General features: G+C 70.6%; 19 protein-coding genes. 9 read left to right on the forward strand and 10 right to left on the reverse strand.

Annotated elements, in window-relative coordinates; genetic code table 11:
• Positions 1–4: 4 nt before the first annotated feature.
• Entirely contained in the window at positions 5–241 is a 237-nt protein-coding gene (locus LNK82_RS44965) for a hypothetical protein (RefSeq protein ID WP_230572934.1), read from the reverse strand.
• 68 nt (positions 242–309) lie between these two features.
• On the opposite strand from LNK82_RS44965, the gene LNK82_RS44970 reads away from it, so the two are divergent.
• Together LNK82_RS44970 and LNK82_RS44975 are read left to right on the forward strand one after the other, a co-directional pair.
• On the forward strand, positions 310–1,278 hold the full coding sequence (locus tag LNK82_RS44970) for a zinc-binding dehydrogenase (protein ID WP_230572935.1): 969 nt from the start codon (positions 310–312) through the stop codon (positions 1,276–1,278).
• Positions 1,279–1,400: 122 nt separating this feature from the next.
• Positions 1,401–2,849 carry an amino acid permease gene (locus LNK82_RS44975; RefSeq protein ID WP_230572936.1) on the forward strand — a complete coding sequence of 483 codons (1,449 nt, stop codon included), beginning with the start codon at positions 1,401–1,403 and terminating at the stop codon, positions 2,847–2,849.
• Here LNK82_RS44975 and LNK82_RS44980 read toward each other — a convergent pair.
• The 3 genes from LNK82_RS44980 to LNK82_RS44990 all read right to left on the reverse strand — a co-directional run bounded on the left by LNK82_RS44980 (position 2,808) and on the right by LNK82_RS44990 (position 7,125).
• Entirely contained in the window at positions 2,808–4,463 is a 1,656-nt protein-coding gene (locus LNK82_RS44980; protein WP_230572937.1) for a DUF885 domain-containing protein, read from the reverse strand. The genes LNK82_RS44975 and LNK82_RS44980 overlap by 42 nt on opposite strands.
• A gap of 17 nt (positions 4,464–4,480) precedes the next feature.
• Positions 4,481–5,518 (reverse strand): NAD(P)H-dependent flavin oxidoreductase, encoded by a 1,038-nt coding sequence (locus tag LNK82_RS44985; protein WP_230572938.1) that lies wholly within the window; start codon positions 5,516–5,518, stop codon positions 4,481–4,483.
• Positions 5,519–5,643: 125 nt separating this feature from the next.
• Positions 5,644–7,125: a chitinase gene (locus tag LNK82_RS44990; protein WP_230572939.1), complete on the reverse strand. Its 1,482-nt coding sequence runs from the start codon at positions 7,123–7,125 to the stop codon at positions 5,644–5,646.
• Between the two features lie 108 nt (positions 7,126–7,233).
• Here LNK82_RS44990 and LNK82_RS44995 point away from each other — a divergent pair, with 108 nt between their 5' ends.
• Together LNK82_RS44995 and LNK82_RS45000 are read left to right on the forward strand one after the other, a co-directional pair.
• Positions 7,234–7,659: an HD domain-containing protein gene (locus tag LNK82_RS44995; RefSeq protein ID WP_230572940.1), complete on the forward strand. Its 426-nt coding sequence runs from the start codon at positions 7,234–7,236 to the stop codon at positions 7,657–7,659.
• Between the two features lie 120 nt (positions 7,660–7,779).
• Positions 7,780–8,001: a hypothetical protein gene (locus LNK82_RS45000; RefSeq protein WP_230572941.1), complete on the forward strand. Its 222-nt coding sequence runs from the start codon at positions 7,780–7,782 to the stop codon at positions 7,999–8,001.
• A 55-nt stretch (positions 8,002–8,056) separates the two neighbouring features.
• Here the strand turns inward: LNK82_RS45000 and LNK82_RS45005 are convergent, their stop codons facing one another.
• Both LNK82_RS45005 and lepA read right to left on the reverse strand, forming a co-directional pair.
• Entirely contained in the window at positions 8,057–8,632 is a 576-nt protein-coding gene (locus LNK82_RS45005; protein WP_230572942.1) for a Uma2 family endonuclease, read from the reverse strand.
• 116 nt (positions 8,633–8,748) lie between these two features.
• A complete protein-coding gene (gene lepA, locus LNK82_RS45010; protein ID WP_230572943.1) occupies positions 8,749–10,593 on the reverse strand; it encodes a translation elongation factor 4 in 1,845 nt (614 codons plus the stop codon).
• A 115-nt stretch (positions 10,594–10,708) separates the two neighbouring features.
• On the opposite strand from lepA, the gene LNK82_RS45015 reads away from it, so the two are divergent.
• Positions 10,709–11,143: a type II toxin-antitoxin system PemK/MazF family toxin gene (locus LNK82_RS45015; RefSeq protein WP_230572944.1), complete on the forward strand. Its 435-nt coding sequence runs from the start codon at positions 10,709–10,711 to the stop codon at positions 11,141–11,143.
• Between the two features lie 109 nt (positions 11,144–11,252).
• Complete coding sequence (locus LNK82_RS45020) at positions 11,253–11,849, forward strand: class I SAM-dependent methyltransferase (RefSeq protein WP_230572945.1); 597 nt, start codon at positions 11,253–11,255, stop codon at positions 11,847–11,849.
• Here LNK82_RS45020 and LNK82_RS45025 read toward each other — a convergent pair.
• The 3 genes from LNK82_RS45025 to LNK82_RS45035 are packed head-to-tail and all read right to left on the reverse strand — an operon-like array spanning position 11,826 to position 13,780.
• A complete protein-coding gene (locus LNK82_RS45025; protein WP_230572946.1) occupies positions 11,826–12,194 on the reverse strand; it encodes a VOC family protein in 369 nt (122 codons plus the stop codon). The genes LNK82_RS45020 and LNK82_RS45025 overlap by 24 nt on opposite strands.
• A gap of 13 nt (positions 12,195–12,207) precedes the next feature.
• On the reverse strand, positions 12,208–12,666 hold the full coding sequence (locus LNK82_RS45030) for a GNAT family N-acetyltransferase (RefSeq protein ID WP_230572947.1): 459 nt from the start codon (positions 12,664–12,666) through the stop codon (positions 12,208–12,210).
• 4 nt (positions 12,667–12,670) lie between these two features.
• Positions 12,671–13,780 carry a winged helix DNA-binding domain-containing protein gene (locus LNK82_RS45035; RefSeq protein ID WP_230572948.1) on the reverse strand — a complete coding sequence of 370 codons (1,110 nt, stop codon included), beginning with the start codon at positions 13,778–13,780 and terminating at the stop codon, positions 12,671–12,673.
• Positions 13,781–13,910: 130 nt separating this feature from the next.
• Here LNK82_RS45035 and LNK82_RS45040 point away from each other — a divergent pair, with 130 nt between their 5' ends.
• From LNK82_RS45040 to LNK82_RS45050, 3 genes are all read left to right on the forward strand, one after another.
• Entirely contained in the window at positions 13,911–14,825 is a 915-nt protein-coding gene (locus tag LNK82_RS45040) for an SPFH domain-containing protein (RefSeq protein WP_372470815.1), read from the forward strand.
• Between the two features lies 1 nt (position 14,826).
• On the forward strand, positions 14,827–15,042 hold the full coding sequence (locus LNK82_RS45045) for a type II toxin-antitoxin system antitoxin (protein ID WP_230572950.1): 216 nt from the start codon (positions 14,827–14,829) through the stop codon (positions 15,040–15,042).
• A gap of 114 nt (positions 15,043–15,156) precedes the next feature.
• Positions 15,157–15,927 (forward strand): VOC family protein, encoded by a 771-nt coding sequence (locus tag LNK82_RS45050; RefSeq protein WP_230572963.1) that lies wholly within the window; start codon positions 15,157–15,159, stop codon positions 15,925–15,927.
• On the opposite strand, the gene LNK82_RS45055 is transcribed toward LNK82_RS45050, so the two are convergent.
• A complete protein-coding gene (locus LNK82_RS45055) occupies positions 15,896–16,699 on the reverse strand; it encodes a sulfite exporter TauE/SafE family protein (RefSeq protein WP_230572951.1) in 804 nt (267 codons plus the stop codon). The genes LNK82_RS45050 and LNK82_RS45055 overlap by 32 nt on opposite strands.
• Between the last annotated feature and the right edge of the window lie 144 nt (positions 16,700–16,843).

Below are 16,843 nucleotides of genomic sequence, written 5' to 3' on the forward strand. Positions count from 1 at the left end.
GAGCCTACGAAGGCCCGCCCGCGTCCACCTCCCGGGGCCGGTCCTTCTCACCTGCCGGGTCGACCTTGGGCACCGGGTTGAACCTGGTCGAGGCGTTGTCCACGACCCGGTCGATGAACCTGGCCACACCGAGGGACAACGGCAGCAGCACGCACATGAGCAGCGCGAACTGGAACGGGAACGCCAGCTGCGCCAGCCACAGCTCGACCCCGTCCCACCACTGCTCGAACGCGTCAACCACACCGGCGAGCGTAGTCCCGTGACGCGCTTCACCGCACACGGATCACTACCACTCGGTAAGTTGCCCGCATGTTCGCCGTCTACGCAGCCGAGCCGAGCCCCCAAGACCCGATCGCCGCCGTGCGCGTGGGCGAACGACCGGAACCCGAGGTCCCGGAGGGCTGGGTGAAGGTGGCCGTGAAAGCGGCGAGCCTCAACATGCACGACCTCTGGACGCTGCGCGGCGTCGGCATCAAGCCCGAGCAGTTCCCGATGACCCTCGGCTGCGACGGCGCGGGCGTGCTGGAGGACGGCACGGAGGTCGTGCTGCACTCCGTGATCGGCGACCCGGACTGGTCCGGCGACGAGACGCTCGACCCGCGTCGCACCCTGCTCACCGAGAAGCACCAGGGCACGTTCGCGGAGTACGTCGTCGTCCCGAAGCGCAACGCGCTGCCGAAGCCCGCGGGGCTGAGCTTCGCCGAGGCGGCGTGCATGGGCACGGCGTGGCTGACCGCGTACCGGATGCTGTTCGTGAACTCGGGGCTGCGGCCGGGGCAGACGATGCTCGTGCAGGGCGCGTCCGGCGGCGTCTCGACGGCGTTGGTGCAGCTGGGCCGTGCGGCGGGGTTCCGGGTGTGGGTGACCGGCCGCAGCGAGGAGAAGCGCGCGTTGGCCGAGAGCCTCGGCGCGCACCAGGCGTTCGAGTCCGGCGCGCGGCTCCCCGAACGGGTGGACGCGGTGTTCGAGACCGTCGGCAAGGCCACCTGGTCGCACTCCATGAAGGCGCTCAAGCCGGGCGGCACGCTGGTCATCTCCGGCGCGACGAGCGGTGACGCGTCGGCGGCCGAGCTGCCGAGGCTGTTCTTCCTGCAGTTGCGGGTGGTCGGCTCGACCATGGGCACGCGCGAGGAGCTGGGCGACCTGCTGTCGTTCTGCGACCTGACGGGCCTGCGCCCGCAGATCGGCGCGGAGCTGCCGTTCGAGCGGGTCGAGGAGGGCTTGCGCGCGATGCTCGACGGCGAGACCGCGGGCAAGATCGTCTTCACGCGCGGCTGAGCTTCGTCAACCCGTACGCCCGCACAAAATCCACTCCCTCGAATGGTGCAATCGGACAAACCCCGTGACAGTTGACCGGCGTACGGTTCGCCGCACACCGATCCACCGAGGGAGTTGGACGAATGACGGTCCAGGACGGGTTCGGCCGTGGCAGCGGGGTGTTCCGCCGCAAGCCGATCGAGCAGATCAGTGACGAGAAGACGGCGCTGACCCGGACGTTGGGGTTGTGGCAGCTCACCGCGATCGGCATCGGCGGCATCATCGGCGCGGGCATCTTCTCGCTGGCGGGCGCCGTGGCCAACAAGACCGCCGGCCCCGCCGTGCTGATCTCGTTCCTCGTCGCGGGCATCGCCAGCGCCGCGGCGGCGTTCTCCTACGCGGAGTTCGCGGGCCTGATCCCCAGGGCGGGCTCGGCCTACACCTACGGCTACGCCGTGCTCGGCGAGATCGTCGGCTGGTTCATCGGCTGGGACCTCCTGCTGGAGTACACCGCGATCGTGGCCGTGGTGGCGATCGGCATCAGCGGCTACTTCAACGAGCTGCTGAACCTGCTCGGCCTCGACCTGCCGGTGTGGATGCTCGGCGCGCCCGGCACCGAGACCGGTGACGTCGCGGCGGGCAGCTACAAGGTCAACCTGTTCGCCGTGCTGCTCTGCCTGCTGATCGCGTTCGTGCTCAACATGGGCATGAAGAACGCGGCCCGCTTCGAGACGACCCTGGTGTACCTGAAGGTCGCCGTGGTGCTGCTGGTGATCGTCGTCGGCGCGTTCCACATCAACACCGACAACTACAACCCGTTCTTCCCGTTCGGCATCTCGGGCGCGCTCACCGGCGCGGCCACGGTGTTCTTCGCGGTGTTCGGCTACGACGCCATGAGCACGGCCGCCGAGGAGTCCAAGGACTCCCAGAAGCACATGCCGAAGGCGATCATCTACTCGCTGGCCGTCTCGATGGTGCTGTACGTGCTGGCCTGCCTCGTGCTCACCGGCATGGTCAACTACAAGGACGTGGACGCGGAGAGCGCGTTCGCCTCGGCGTTCGCCGACATCGGCCTGCCGGCGCTGGGCATCATCATCTCCGTCGGCGCGGTGCTCGGCATCACGACGGTGCTGTTCACGTTCCTGATGGGCGCGGCGCGGGTCGGCTACTCGATGTCGCGCGACGGCCTGCTGCCGAAGTGGTTCGCCAAGACCCACCCGGTCAAGCACGTGCCCACGCGCACCACGTGGGTGCTCGGCGTCGCGTCCGCCGTCATCGCGGGCTTCCTGCCCATCGCCGAGGCCGCCGAGCTGACCAACATCGGCATCCTGCTGGCGTTCGTGGTGGTCTGCGTCGCGGTGATCGTGCTGCGGTACAAGCAGCCGCACCTGCCGCGCACGTTCAAGACGCCGGGCATGCCGGTCGTGCCGATCATCGGCGTGGTGTTCTCGCTGTGGCTGATCACGTTCCTCGCGCCGGAGACCTGGCTGCGCTTCGGCGTCTGGTTCCTCATCGGGCTGGTCGTGTACTTCGCCTACAGCAAGCGCAGGTCAGTCCTCAACAACCCCGCGAACGCCGACCGCGAGGACTGAGTCGCACCAGTCGTCGACCACGTCGGCGAGCACGGCCATCGGCAGCGGCCCGCCGCCGAGCACGAGGTCGTGGAACGCCCTGATGTCGAAGCGGTCGCCCAGCCTCCGCTCCGCCTCACCGCGCAGGCGCTGGATCTCCAGCCGCCCCACCATGTAGGACAGCGCCTGCGCGGGGTTCTCGATGTACCGGTCGACCTCGGAGAAGATGTCCACGTCCGGCATGACGGCGTTGGCGCGCAGGTAGTCCACGGCCTGCTGCCGGGTCCAGCGCAACGCGTGCAGACCGGTGTCCACCACCAGGCGCGCGGCGCGCAGCGAGTCGCCCGACAGCATCCCCAGCCGCGCCACGTCGTCGCTGTAGAGGCCCATCTCGTCGGCCAGCCGCTCGGCGTAGAGCGCCCAGCCCTCCAGGTAGGCCTCGATGCCCGCGAACCGGCGCAGCAGCGGCAGGTCGTCGACCTCCTGGGCCAGCGCGATCTGGAAGTGGTGACCCGGCACGCCCTCGTGGAACGCGGTCGACTCGGCGCTGAACCGCTCGCGCAGCCCGGACTGGTGGGTGTTGACGAAGTAGGTGCCCGGCCGGGAGCCGTCCATCGCCGGGTCCACGTAGTAGGCCAGCGGCGCGTTCGGCGCCTCCGCCCCCGGCACGACCTCCACCGCGCACCGGGCTCGCGGCACCGTGCCGAACCAGGCCTCGGCGGCCTCCTCCGCTCGGGCGATGGTCCGCGCCGCCAGCGTCACCATCTCCTCGGGGCTGCTCCAGCGCAGCTCCGGGTCGGCCATCAGCCGGGCGCGCACGCCGGCGGCCGTGGTCGGGCCGAACACCCGGCCACCGATCTCCTCGTACTCCCGGTCCAGTTCCTCGATGAGGTTCAGGCCGATCCGGTGCAGTTCCTCGGGCGTGTGGCCGGTCGTGGTGTACATGCGGACCAGGTCGGTGTAGATCAGGTCGCCGTCGGGCAGCCAGCACAGGCCGGGCCGGTCTTCGCCGCGACCGCGGTCGACGACCTCGGCGCGCAGGAAGTCGCGGTAGCGGGTGATGGCGGGGCGCACGGTCTCGTGCAGCAGTCGGGCGCACTCGGCGGCGTGCGGGCTGCCGTGCAACGGCGTGCCGAGCGGGTCCTCGTCGTCGGTCAGGTAGCGGTCTAGGCGGTGGACGGCGGCTTCCACCAGGTGTCTGAGCGGACGTCGGGTCGACTCGCGCTGTCTTCGGGTGAGCACGTCGAGGTAGCCGGGCAGCGACGACAGCCGGGTCAGGTACGCCTGCCGCGCCCCGTCGTCGGTCGGGCGGATCAGCGGCAACGCGCCGAGCAGGACCGCGAGCGGCGCGGTGAGGCCTTCGGCGTGGGTGTGCTCGACCAGGTTCGCGTCGAGGCGGTGCACCAGGCTCCACGCCTGCTGCACGACCACCGCGCGCGTCACCGGGTCGTCGTCCACGGCGCGCGCCCGCCGCGCTACGTCCTCGGCCCGGGCGCGCAGCGCGCGTCCGCCCTCGGCGCTCGGATCCGGCAGCCGGTCGTCCCAGCCCGGGATGCCGAGCAGCGTCGCCATGACGGGATCGTCGTCCAGGACCAGGGTCAGCATCTCGTCGGCGAGTTCGCGCGCGGTGGTCACGTCGCCATTCTGTGGTGCTACGCCGGTGAAATGCGCGTGATCGCGACGGAAAGGGCTTGGCGCGCCTCGCCGACCAGCCTCGCCACCACCTCGGCCGCCGGGGCCGGTCGGACCAGCGCGTAGGTCTGCCCGGCCCACAACGACATCAGCTCCGGGTCGCCGGTCGCGCGCACCGGCCGGGTCAGGTGGTGCACCTCCGGGTAGGCGGCGGGCGCCTGCCCCTGGTTGTCCACCAGGAACCGGTTCACCAGGCCGCGCGCCGGACGTCCGCTGAACGCCCTGGTCAACGCGGTGCGGCGGGTGCCTTCGGCGAGGGCTTGGCGGTGCGCGGCGGACGTGCCCGCTTCCGGCGTCGGCAGGAACGCGGTGCCCAGCTGCGCCGCGACCGCGCCCGCGGTGATCACGGCGGCCACGTCCGCGCCGTGCACCAGGCCGCCCGCCGCGATCAGCGGCAGGTCCACCTTCGCGCGGACGAGCCGCAACGCCGCCAGCACGCCGAACAGCTCGCCGCCCCCGGGCGAGACGCCGTCGTCGGCGAACGTGCCGCGGTGCCCGCCCGCTTCGCTGCCCTGCACGCACAGCGCGTCGGCGCCGACCTGCGCCGCCTGGGCGGCTTCCTGCGGTGTGGTGACCGTGACGACGACCGTGGAGCCGGCGGCGTGCAGCCGGTGCACGTCCTCGGGGTTCGGCAAGCCGAACGTGAACGAGACCACCGGAACGCGCAACGCCATCACGAGCTCGAGCTTGGCGGCGTAGGCGTCGTCGTCCCACCGCGGTTCGCCCGGCTCGGCGGGCGACTGCGCCTTGACGCGGTCGCGGTAACCGGACAGGTCGGTGGTGGACCGGGGGCCGGGCACGAACAGGTTCACCCCGTACGGCCGGTCGGTCAGCGCGGTGGTCGCGGTGATCTGCTCGGCGACCGCCTCGACGGACAGGTAGCCGGCGGCCAGGAACCCGAGGCCGCCCGCCCGGCCGACCTCGGCCACGAGCGCGGGTGTGGACGCCCCACCGGCCATCGGCGCGGCGATGACGGGCACTTCGAGTCGGTCCAACATGGCGCGACCCTAACCCGCGCCACCGCTGTGGTCACGTAGTGCCAGGTCTACGGCGTTCTGCCGCAAAACGCCGCGTTCCGAGCGGTCAACTCGGGGGTTCTGGAGGTAGGACACGCGCGGTGGGGTCAGGGCAGCGTGTCCAGGTGCGGCGCCACCGCGTTGGCGAACTGCCAGTTGTTGGAGGCGTCCCAGTTGATCGACCACGTCATCGCACCGCGGATGCCGGGCCAGGTCTGCGCGGGCTTGAACGAACCGCAGTTCGTGCCCTTGGCCAGGCAGTCGAGCGCCCGGTTCACGTTGGCGGGCGACTGGTAGCCGCCGCCCGCGCCGGACGGCGAGGCGGGCAGGCCGAGACCGACCTGGTCGGGGCGCAGGCCGTTCTGCAGCTGGATGCAGGCCAGCGCGACCAGGAAGTCCACCGTGCCCTGGGAGTAGACCTTCTGGTCGCAGCCGAGCATCGAGCCGGAGTTGTAGTACTGCATGTTGACCACGGTGAGGATGTCCTTCACCGCCAACGCCAGCTTGAAGTACTCCGCGCCGGTGGACTGCATGTCGATGGTCTGCGGCGCCATCGCGATGACCTTGCCGCCGCCCGCGTGGATGGCGCGCAACGCCTGCGCCATGTAGGTGGCGTTGACGCCGTTCTCCAGGTCGATGTCCACGCCGTCGAACCCGTAGTTCGCGATCAGGGTCTTGACGCTGTTGGCGAAGGTGGTCGCCGCGGTGGAGTTGCCGACGCTGATCGTGCCCTTCTCGCCGCCGACGGAGATGATCACCTTCTGCCCGCGCGCCTTCAGCGTGCGGATGTCGGCCTTGAACTGCGCGTCGGTGTAGCCGCCGAGCTTGCTCGACAACGTCGGGTCGAGGGTGAACGCGACCGCGCCCGGCGTGGTGGTGGCGTCGGCGAACGCGACGGCCACGATGTCGTACGTGGTGGGCACGTCGGCGAGCTTGAGCAGGCGCGAGCCGTTGTCGAAGTTGTGCCAGTACCCGGTGAGCGCGTGCTTGGGCAGCGACGGGTCCGGGTTGCCGGGCGTCGTGGTCGTGGTGGTGGTCGTCGTGGTCGTGGTCGTGGTGCTGGTGGTGGTGCTGGTGGTGGTGCTCGTCGGCGGGGTGCCGGGGCCGTCGAGGCTCACGTCGTCGGCGTAGAAGGTCGGCTGGCCGTACCAGCCGTGCACGTAGATGGTGACGCTGCTGCTCGCGCCGGTGGTGAAGTCGATCGAGAGCCGGCTGAAGCCCGCCGAGCCCGGCGTCCACGTGCTCTTGTCGCCGCTGCCGGTGCCGGTCACGCCCAGGTACACGTAGCTGCCCTGGACCCACGCGGACAGCTGGTAGGCGGTGTTGGCACGCACGGAGATCGTCTGCGAGCAGCGGGCGTTGTCCTGGCCCGCAGGCGTGCCCGCCATCGCGTGCGTGCCGCTGCGCTTGGTCGTGGTCGCCGCCGTCGCCGCGGCACTGCACGTCCACCCGCCCGTGCCGCCCTCGAACCCGGGGTTGGCGACCAGGTTGGCGGCCGACGCGCTGCCCACCACGACCAGGGTCAGGCCCGCGATGGCGAGCACACCCGCCAGCACCGCGCCCAGTGCGCGTCTCGTCCTCGAAACCACGTCGACCTCCACGTCCTCGTCGGCGGCCAAGGCCCAGCACAGGTGAGGTGGGCCACTCGAAAAATGGACTAGACCACTGCGGGTTGTCAAGGTGTGAACAATGATCCGATGACGTTCACCGTTGATGACGCCATCCGGATCGCGCGGGCGGCCCACGAGGGACAGGTCGACAAGTCCGGGCAGCCCTACATCGGCCACCCGCTGCGGGTGATGGGCCGGGTGTCCGGCGAGCACGCGCGCATGGCGGCCGTGCTGCACGACGTCGTCGAGGACACCGCCCTCACCGCCGACGACCTGCTGGCGGCCGGCTGCCCGCCGGAGGTGGTGGCGACCGTCGTCACGTTGAGCCACCGTGAGGGGGAGTCGCAGGAGGACTACCTGGGAAGGGTGCTGACCGATCCCGTCGCGGTGGAGGTGAAGCGGGCCGACATCGCCGACAACACGTCACCGCCCCGACTGGCCCTGCTGGACACCGCCACCCAGGACCGGCTGCGGGCGAAGTACTCGAAGGCCCTCGACATCCTGGGCCGGTGACGTGGCCTTCACGCCGCCGTGACACTTGCGGCGGAGATCACGTCGAATCCGGTCGCACAAGGCTCTGACGTGCGGCATCATAGTAGGTGAACCGATACAGAAGGACGACCGAAAGGCGATATGACCACCGTTCTGGAGACCGTTCGCACGTACTTCGCCACCCGGCGGCAGATCCGCAAGCGGGAAGCGGACCTGAACCGCGAGTTGGCCGCCTACGACACCCCGAGCGCCCGGATGGACATGGAAGCCATCCTCGCCCGGCACTCCAGCCACGAGGCGCGTGAGATCGAAGCGATCCTCCGCCGCCAGGCGCTCAGCACCACGCTGCGCAACCACGGCTGAGCCGCCACACCCCTTCGAGGGCCTTCAGGACAGGGGCGTCCTGAGGGCCCTTCCGTCATTCCACGGGCCGGTTGTACAGGGTGCCGAGCAGTTGCGCAGGCACAATCCGCACCGGGAACGGCAGCGTCGCGTCGAACGAGTCCTCCCCTTTCACCTCGGCCACCTGTCCGTAGCAACCATCGGCGTCGAGTTCGAACACGGTGAGCTTGGGGTCCTGCGGATCGATGATCCAGTAGCTGCGCACCCCCATCCGCTCGTAGGCCGCTTTCTTGGTGTTGAGGTCGTTCAGCGCGGTACTCGGCGACAGCACCTCCACCGCCAGCAGCGGTGCGACAGGCAGCAGCTTGTCGGTCAGATCCGCATCCCTGGCCACGAGAAGGTCGGGCTGCAGCTCATTCGACTCGGACGTCCGCACTGAGAAGGGTGCGGAAAACACGTGCAAGTCGTCCGGGCATCGCAGCTCCATGAACATGCCGAGCCTCAAGACGACCTTCTGGTGCCGAGCGCCGGGAGCTGGACTCACGAGCAGCATCCCGTCGATGAGCTCATAACGCCGGCCATCATCTGGCATCCCTCCAAGGTCCTCGACCGTGTAGGGACGTCCGCCTTGGTCATGCGCCATGACCGTCATGGTCCCCTCCTTCCGGTTGGTGCGCCAACCATGGCGGAGGGGATCCCCGAAAACAGCAATCCGCGCCGACCAGTCACCCGAAGATGTGGCGGTCGGCGCGGATTTGGCCGGTGGTACTACTTCTTGCCCTTGTCCTTGCCGGAGTCGTCGGTGGACAAGGCGGCGACGAAGGCTTCCTGGGGGACCTCGACGCGGCCCACCATCTTCATCCGCTTCTTGCCTTCCTTCTGCTTCTCCAGCAGCTTGCGCTTGCGCGTGATGTCACCGCCGTAGCACTTGGCGAGCACGTCCTTGCGGATGGCGCGGATCGTCTCGCGGGCGATCACGCGGGCGCCGACGGCGGCCTGGATCGGCACCTCGAACTGCTGCCGCGGGATCAGCTCGCGCAGCTTGCTCGCCATCTTCGTGCCGTACCCGTACGCGTGGTCCTTGTGCACGATCGCGCTGAACGCGTCCACCGGCTCGCCCTGCAACAGGATGTCGACCTTCACCAGCTCGGCGTCCTGCTCGCCCGACTCCTCGTAGTCCAACGACGCGTAGCCGCGCGTGCGCGACTTCAGGGCGTCGAAGAAGTCGAAGATGATCTCGCCGAGCGGCATGGTGTAGCGCAGCTCCACGCGGTCCTCGGACAAGTAGTCCATGCCGCCGAGCTGGCCGCGCTTGGACTGGCACAGCTCCATGATCGCGCCGATGTACTCGCTCGGCGCGATGATGGTGCACTTGGTGATCGGCTCGTACACCTCGGCGCGCTTGCCGTCCGGCCAGTCGGACGGGTTGGTCACCACGTGCTCGGTGCCGTCGTCCATGACCACGCGGTAGACCACGTTGGGCGCGGTGGAGATCAGGTCGAGGCCGAACTCGCGCTCCAGCCGGTCGCGGGTGATCTCCAGGTGCAGCAGGCCGAGGAAGCCGCAGCGGAAGCCGAAGCCCAGGGCCGCCGACGTCTCCGGCTCGAACGTCAGCGCGGCGTCGTTGAGCTGGAGCTTCTCCAACGCCTCGCGCAGGATCGGGTAGTCCGAGCCGTCCACCGGGTACAGGCCGGAGTAGACCATCGGGCGCGGCTCGCGGTAGCCGGCCAGCGGCTGCGTGGCGCCGTGCTTCTCCGCCGTCACGGTGTCGCCGACCTTCGACTGGCGCACGTCCTTCACGCCCGTGATGAGGTAGCCCACCTCGCCGACGCCGAGGCCCGCGCTCGGCTTCGGCTCGGGCGAGATGATGCCCACTTCCAGCAGCTCGTGGGTCGCGTTTGTGGACATCATCCGGATCCGCTGGCGCGGGGTGATCTTGCCGTCGACCACGCGGATGTAGGTGACCACGCCGCGGTAGGTGTCGTACACCGAGTCGAAGATCATCGCGCGGGGCGGCGCGTCGGCGTCGCCGACCGGCGCGGGCACGCGCTTGACGACCTCGTCCAGCAGCGCGCCGACGCCGAGGCCGGTCTTGGCCGAGACGCGCAGCACCTCCTCGGGCTCGCAGCCGACGATGTGCGCGAGCTCCTTGGCGTACTTGTCCGGGTCCGCCGCGGGCAGGTCGATCTTGTTGAGCACCGGGATGATGGTGAGGTCGTTCTCCATCGCGAGGTACAGGTTGGCCAGCGTCTGCGCCTCGATGCCCTGCGCGGCGTCGACCAGCAGCACGGTGCCCTCGCACGCCTCCAGGGCCCGCGACACCTCGTACGTGAAGTCGACGTGACCCGGGGTGTCGATCATGTGCAGCACGTGGTCCTGGCCCTCGACCTGCCACGGCAGCCGCACGTTCTGCGCCTTGATGGTGATGCCGCGTTCGCGTTCGATGTCCATGCGGTCGAGGTACTGCGCGCGCATCGCCCGCGCGTCGACGACGCCGGTGAGCTGCAACATGCGGTCGGCCAGGGTCGACTTGCCGTGGTCGATGTGCGCGATGATGCAGAAGTTCCGGATCAGGTCCGGAGGCGTGAACGTCTGGTCGGCGAACGTGGTCACTCAGGTTCCTCGCACAGGAAGGACGGGATCTGCCCATTTCAACTAGGCACAGCATCTCACGTCACGCCGTCGTGGCGTTCCACGCGTGCGTGACGGAGGCCATAAGCTGCCCGCCGTGCGTGCGAACGGTGAAGACGCCCGCCCGTCGAGGGGCGCGGTGCGCGAGGTCCACACGGCCGCGGTGGCGGCCACCCTGGAGTACTCCCCCGACCTGGACGGACTGGCCGACCCGGGCGAGGTCGTGTGGGCCTGGGTGCCCTTCGAGGAGGACCCGACCCGCGGCAAGGACCGGCCGCTGCTGGTCGTCGGCCGCCACCGCCGGGCGCTGCTCGGCCTGATGCTGACCAGCAAGACCCCCGACCGGCACGAGCTGGACGACTGCCTCGACCTCGGCGTGGGTCGCTGGGACCGCGACGGCAGGCACTCCTACCTGCGGTTGGACCGGGTGTTCGAGCTGGACGAGGACGACATCCGCCGGGAGGGCTCGGTGCTGGAGCCGGAGCGGTTCTCGCTGGTCGTGGACGCGTTGCGGCGGATGGGCTGGCGGTGAGACCCACCCCCGGGACCGCTGCCTCCGAGCAGCACTCCCGGGGTGCCCCCGGGCCGGTCTCAGGGCGGTCCCCGATGCGGTCGCGACGCGCCGCGGCGACCCTGGAGGCATGGCGAACAACCTGATGAAGGCGTTGGACGCGGCGTTCGGGCACCCGCGCGGCAAGGTGGGTGAGCTGGGCGGCCGGGTCATGGCCGTGCTGAACGCGAAGGTCGAGGAGCACGTCACCGAGGTGGCCGCGCCGACGTCGGAAGAGGTCGTTCTGGTGCTCGGCCCGGGTCCGGGGGTGGGGCTCAAGCTGGCCGGCGAACGCGCGCTCAAGGCGATCGGCGTCGACCCGTCGCAGGTCATGCTGGACGAGGCGCGCGAGCGGTGCGCGGAGCTGATCGTGGCGGGCCGCGTGGAGCTGCGCGAGGGCGCGGCGACGCGTACCGGTCAGCCCGAGGACTCGGTCGACGTGGTGATCTCGGTGAACAACCTCCAGCTGTGGGGCAACCGGCCGGCGGCGTTCCACGAGCTGCTCCGGGTGCTGCGGCCCGGCGGCAGGCTGGTCGTCTCGGTGCACCGGCGGGTGCTGGACACCTCCGAGTACGACCTGATCCAGGAGGCCGAGGCGGCGGGGTTCACCGGGGTGCGCACGTCGTTGCACCAGTACGGCGGCGTGGTCGGGCCCGCGGTGCAGCTACTGGCGCACGTCCCGGCGTAGCGGGTGGTCGGCGGGCACCTCGACCAGCACGATCCGCCTGCCGTCCGGGTCGGCGATCCACAGCTCGTCCAGGCCCCACGGCTCGCGGCGGGCGGGCCGGACGACGTGCTCGGCGAGTTCCTCGGCGGCCCGTCCCAGGTCACGCACCTGCAGCCACAGCTGCGTGGCGTCCGTGGGGTGCTCGGTCGAGGCGCCGGAGACCTCCAGGAACCCCTGGCCGAGGAAGAACACGGTCCCGCCGGCGAACTCCCGGTACACGGCCAGGCCCAGCACGTCCCGGTAGAACGCCCGAGCGCGCTCCGGCTGCCGTGAGCGGACGAGGACGCGGCTGCTCAGGATCTCCACGCCGGCCAGCCGATCACACCTGCAGGTCGAGCGCCATTCGCACGTGGTCGCCGTCGCGGCCGTCCGCGCGCCAGCCGTGCGCGGTGTAGAAGCGCTGCGCGCGGTGGTTCTCGGCGAACACGTCGAGGCGGGCGGTGGTGACGCCGAGGTCGCGCAGCGCGTCCATCGCCGCCTCGTGCAGCGCGTGGCCGACGCCGTTGCCCCAGCACGCCGGGTCGACCTGGAGCTGCGACAACTCGCCACCGGGCGTGACCAGCGCGAAGCCGGCGAGCACGTGGTCCAGCTCGGCGCACAGCCACACCCGGCCGGGCTTGGCGAGGTCGTAGCCCCTGGCCCGCACCGCCTGCTCCCACTCGGCCAACTCCGCCTCGGGCAGGTGGCCGTCGTAGTAGCTGCGGCGGGCCTTGACGTGGACCTCGACGAGCGGAGCCACGTCCTCGGCGCGTGGTGAGCGCACGGTGATCGTCCCCATGCGTTCAGAGACGTGCCGCCGCCGGCGAGGTTGTCCGGACCTCGTGCCGCGGCACGTCCGCCGCGAGGAACGCCAGCAGCCGCTCGCCCTCCCGTTCCACCTCGTCCATCGCGGGCACGCGGTGGAACGGCCGCAGCTCCAGCGTGGCGACCTCCTTGGTGCGGTGCAGCCTCCAGTCGCCCGCCGTGACGCCGTCGACCAGGAAGAACTGCGGCACGGGACCGTGCGGGTCGTACTTCTGCGCGCGTACGTCGTCGGTGACGACCCGGCGGCGGTCGGCGTGCGAGAGCAGCAGGTTGTCGAAGTCGTACAGGAACCTCGGCGGCGCGGGCACGTCCTCGTCCGGCCGGGGCGCGTCGGGCAGGTCGAACAGCTCCTGGCCGTCCTCGTCGCGCAGCCGCAGCAGCGGCAGCCCCTCGACCACCTCGCGCAGCCTGGTGAGGCCGGACCAGGTCTGCACGTCCTTCACCGTCGCGGGCCCGAACGCGGCCAGGTAGCGCAGCACCAGGTCGTCCACCGACGGCCGGTCCACCACCGACGCGCCCAGCCACGTCTCCGCGCAGGTGTGCGCGATCGTGCCGCTGCGACCCCACAGCCCGCGCGGCGGCACCTGCACCAACGGCACCAGGCACCGGATCGCGTAGGCGAGCGAGGCGGGGGCGCGGTCCGGCCACTGCTCGTGCAGCAGCGCGCCGAGTTCCTTGTTGGTGCGCGGCTTCTCGGCCAGCAACGCGCGACCGGCGGCCACCACGGCGTCCACGTCCAGGCCGCGCATGTCCCGGCCGTGGGTGAAGTTGCGGAACAGGTCCCGGTCGAGCGCGGGCTGGACCGCGGGGCGCAGCGCGAGGGCGTCCGCGGCGGTCACGAGGTGGATCGTCGACCGCATCACGGCGATGCGCACCAGTTGCCGGTCCACGAGCAGGTCCGCGGCCCGGTCGGGGGTGAAGCCCGCGATCCGCGACCACAGGCCGGTGTACCAGGTGTGCGGCGTCTGGGCCTGCAACCCGACCAGGTGCGCGACGACCTCGGGCACGGTCGCCCCGGTGCGGGCCAGCAGGAACTGGCGGGCCAGGGTGGCTCGGCCGAGGGCGCGACGGCTCAGTACCGGGGTCATGCGCCCACCGTAGGACCCATTGCGGTCAACTTCTGTCCTCGTAACCCGCCCGACTTGCCCGACCTTCGAAAAAAGTGATATCACTTTGCTAAGCACGCGATATGCGAACGAGGGGTGGAACATGGACGCGATGGCGGACTTGGCGGTGCAGATGCCGACTCCGGTGGTCCGGGAGCGGGAGGCGCGCGCGGTCTCGGGGTGGGGTGTCTTCGGCGGCGCGGTGGTCGCGCTGCTGCTGGGTGTCGCGGTGCTCGTCCTCAGCTCGATCCCGGGCGACGACGGGCCGAGCGTCCCGGGGATCGTGGGCGGCGCGCTGCTGATGGCGGGAAGCGCCCTCGCGGGCGCCGGGCTGTTCACCGTCGCGCCCGGCGAGTCGCGCGTGCTGCAGTTCGCGGGCCGCTACACCGGCACCGTCCGCCAGGACGGCCTGCGGTGGGCGAACCCGTTCACCACGAAGGTGAAGGTGTCGACCCGGATCCGCAACCACGAGACCGCGACGTTGAAGGTCAACGACGCGGACGGCAACCCGATCGAGATCGCCGCCGTGGTGGTGTGGCAGGTCGAGGACACCGCGCGGGCGAAGTTCGAGGTGGACGACTTCGTGCGGTTCGTCGGCATCCAGACCGAGACCGCGGTGCGGCACATCGCGACCAGCTACCCGTACGACAACCACGAGGAGCTCGGGCTGTCGTTGCGGGAGAACGCGGACGAGATCACCGAGACGCTGTCGGTGGAGATCGCGGCACGCGTGCAGTCCGCCGGCGTGAAGGTGATCGAGTCCCGGCTCACGCACCTGGCCTACGCTCCGGAGATCGCGCAGGCGATGCTGCAACGCCAGCAGGCGGGCGCGGTGGTGGCGGCGCGGTCTCGGATCGTCGAGGGGGCGGTCGGCATGGTCCAGCTCGCGCTGGCCAAGCTCGCCGAGGAGGACGTGGTGGAACTGGACGAGGAGCGCAAGGCGGCGATGGTGTCGAACCTGCTGGTCGTGCTCTGCGGCGACCGATCCACCCAGCCAGTGGTCAACGCCGGGTCGCTGTACACCTGACGTGGCCGAGCGCAAGAGCGTCCTGCTGCGCCTCGACCCGGCGGTGCACGACGCGCTCACGAGGTGGGCGAACGACGAGCTGCGCAGCACGAACGCGCAGATCGAGTTCCTGCTGCGCCGAGCGCTCGCCGAAGCCGGCCGCCTGCCCACCGGCGCGGCCGACCAACCCAGGCGTGGCCGGCCCCGCAAGAGCGACGGGGACGGCTCCACCGGATGACCGACGCCGTCGGTGCGGACCCATCGCACCGACGGCGTTCGCGTGCCACCCGGTCGGGCCGTGATCAACTCGCGGAGCGTGACGGCTGGTGCGACTGTTGGCCAGGTGAGCGAGATGGACGCCCCGTACCTGCCAGGAACACCCGCGTGGGTGGACATGATGACCACCGACCGTGAAGCCACCATGGAGTTCTACGGCGGCCTGTTCGGCTGGGACTTCGAGATCGGCGGCCCGGAGACCGGGCACTACACGATGGCGCTGGTGCGCGGCCTGCCCGTGGCGGGTTTCGGCGAGATGCCGTCGGACGTGATGTTCCCCGTGGTGTGGACGACCTACCTGGCGACCGACGACCTGGACGAGTCGGTGGAGAAGCTGAACGCCAACGGCGGCAAGGTGCTCGTGCCGGAGTTCGACACCGGTGGACCGGGCCGCGGCGCGATCGCGGTGGACCCGTACGGCGCGGCGTTCGGGCTCTGGGAGGCGGGCACGCACATCGGCGCGTACGTGGTGAACGAGCCCGGCTCGGTGGTGTGGAACGAGCTCGCCACCCGCGACCCGTTCGGCGCGGCGGAGTTCTACCAACAGGTGTTCGACGTGGGGCTGGACCCGCTGCCGGACTTCCCGTACACGCAGCTGCGGGTCGAGGGGCGCGCGGTGGCGGGCGTGTTCGGGATGGCCGACGAGATCCCCGCCGAGATCCCGCCGCACTGGATGACCTACTTCGCGGTGGCCGACGCCGACGCGGCGGTGCGGCGGGTGAGCGAGCTGGGCGGCGTCACGGTCGGCGACGTGGTCGAGTCGCGGTTCGGCCGGTTCACCACGGTCGGCGACCCGATGGGCGCGACGTTCCGGGTCATCCAACCGCCGCCTTCCACCCCAGACTGACCACGAGCGCCACCACGACGGTGAGGAACACCCGGCGCACGAACGCCGAGCCTCGCCGCACCGCCAGGCGCGCGCCGAACACCGCTCCGGTCACGTTGCACAGCGCGAGCACCAAACCCAAGCCCCACAACACTTTTCCGGCCGGGATGAAGTACAGGAGTGCGCCCAGGTTCGTGGCCACGTTCACGACCTTGGCCGTGGCCGAGGCGCGCAGGAACGCGAACCCGACGAGACCCACGAGCAGGAACACCAGGAACGCGCCCGTGCCCGGACCCGCCAAGCCGTCGTAGAAGCCGATCAGCGCGCCACCCGCGGCCATCACGGCGATCTGCGCGAAGCGCGTGAACCTCGGCGTCTCGGCGACGCCCAACTCCGACTTGCGCCACGTGTAGAGGCCGACGCCGACCAGCGCGACGAGCACCACGCCGTTGAGCACACCGGGCGCCAACGCACCGGCGAACGCCGCACCGCCCACCGCGCCCGCGAACGCGGCCGCCGCCATCGGCAACGCCGAGGACCAGTCGATCGTGGTCTGCCGGGAGTAGGTGCGCACCGCGGCCGCCGTGCCGACCACGGAGGCGATCTTGTTGGTGGCCAGCGCGTAGAGCGGCTGGCCACCGGGCGCGATCAGCAGCAGCGCGGGCAGCTGGACCAGTCCGCCGCCACCCACCACCGCGTCGACCGCGCCCGCGACGACGGCGGCCAGGCAGAGGAAGAGCAGGGCGGCGAGCGAGATGTGCCCGAAACCGGGCCAGTCGAGTGCGGCGGTCACCCGTCCAGTCTAACCGGACGGTTGTACTGTTTTTTAGCAGTACGCCTCTCCGTGCTGGTCGACGGTGTGGGAACGCTCCCAAATGGGCCGTTCGGCCCTGTTGTGTGCCAGGTCACGCGGGAAAGGGTGTCCTCGGACGTTCTC

Source organism: Saccharothrix luteola (assembly GCF_020859565.1).
Taxonomy (GTDB): Bacteria; Actinomycetota; Actinomycetes; order Mycobacteriales; family Pseudonocardiaceae; genus Actinosynnema; species Actinosynnema luteola.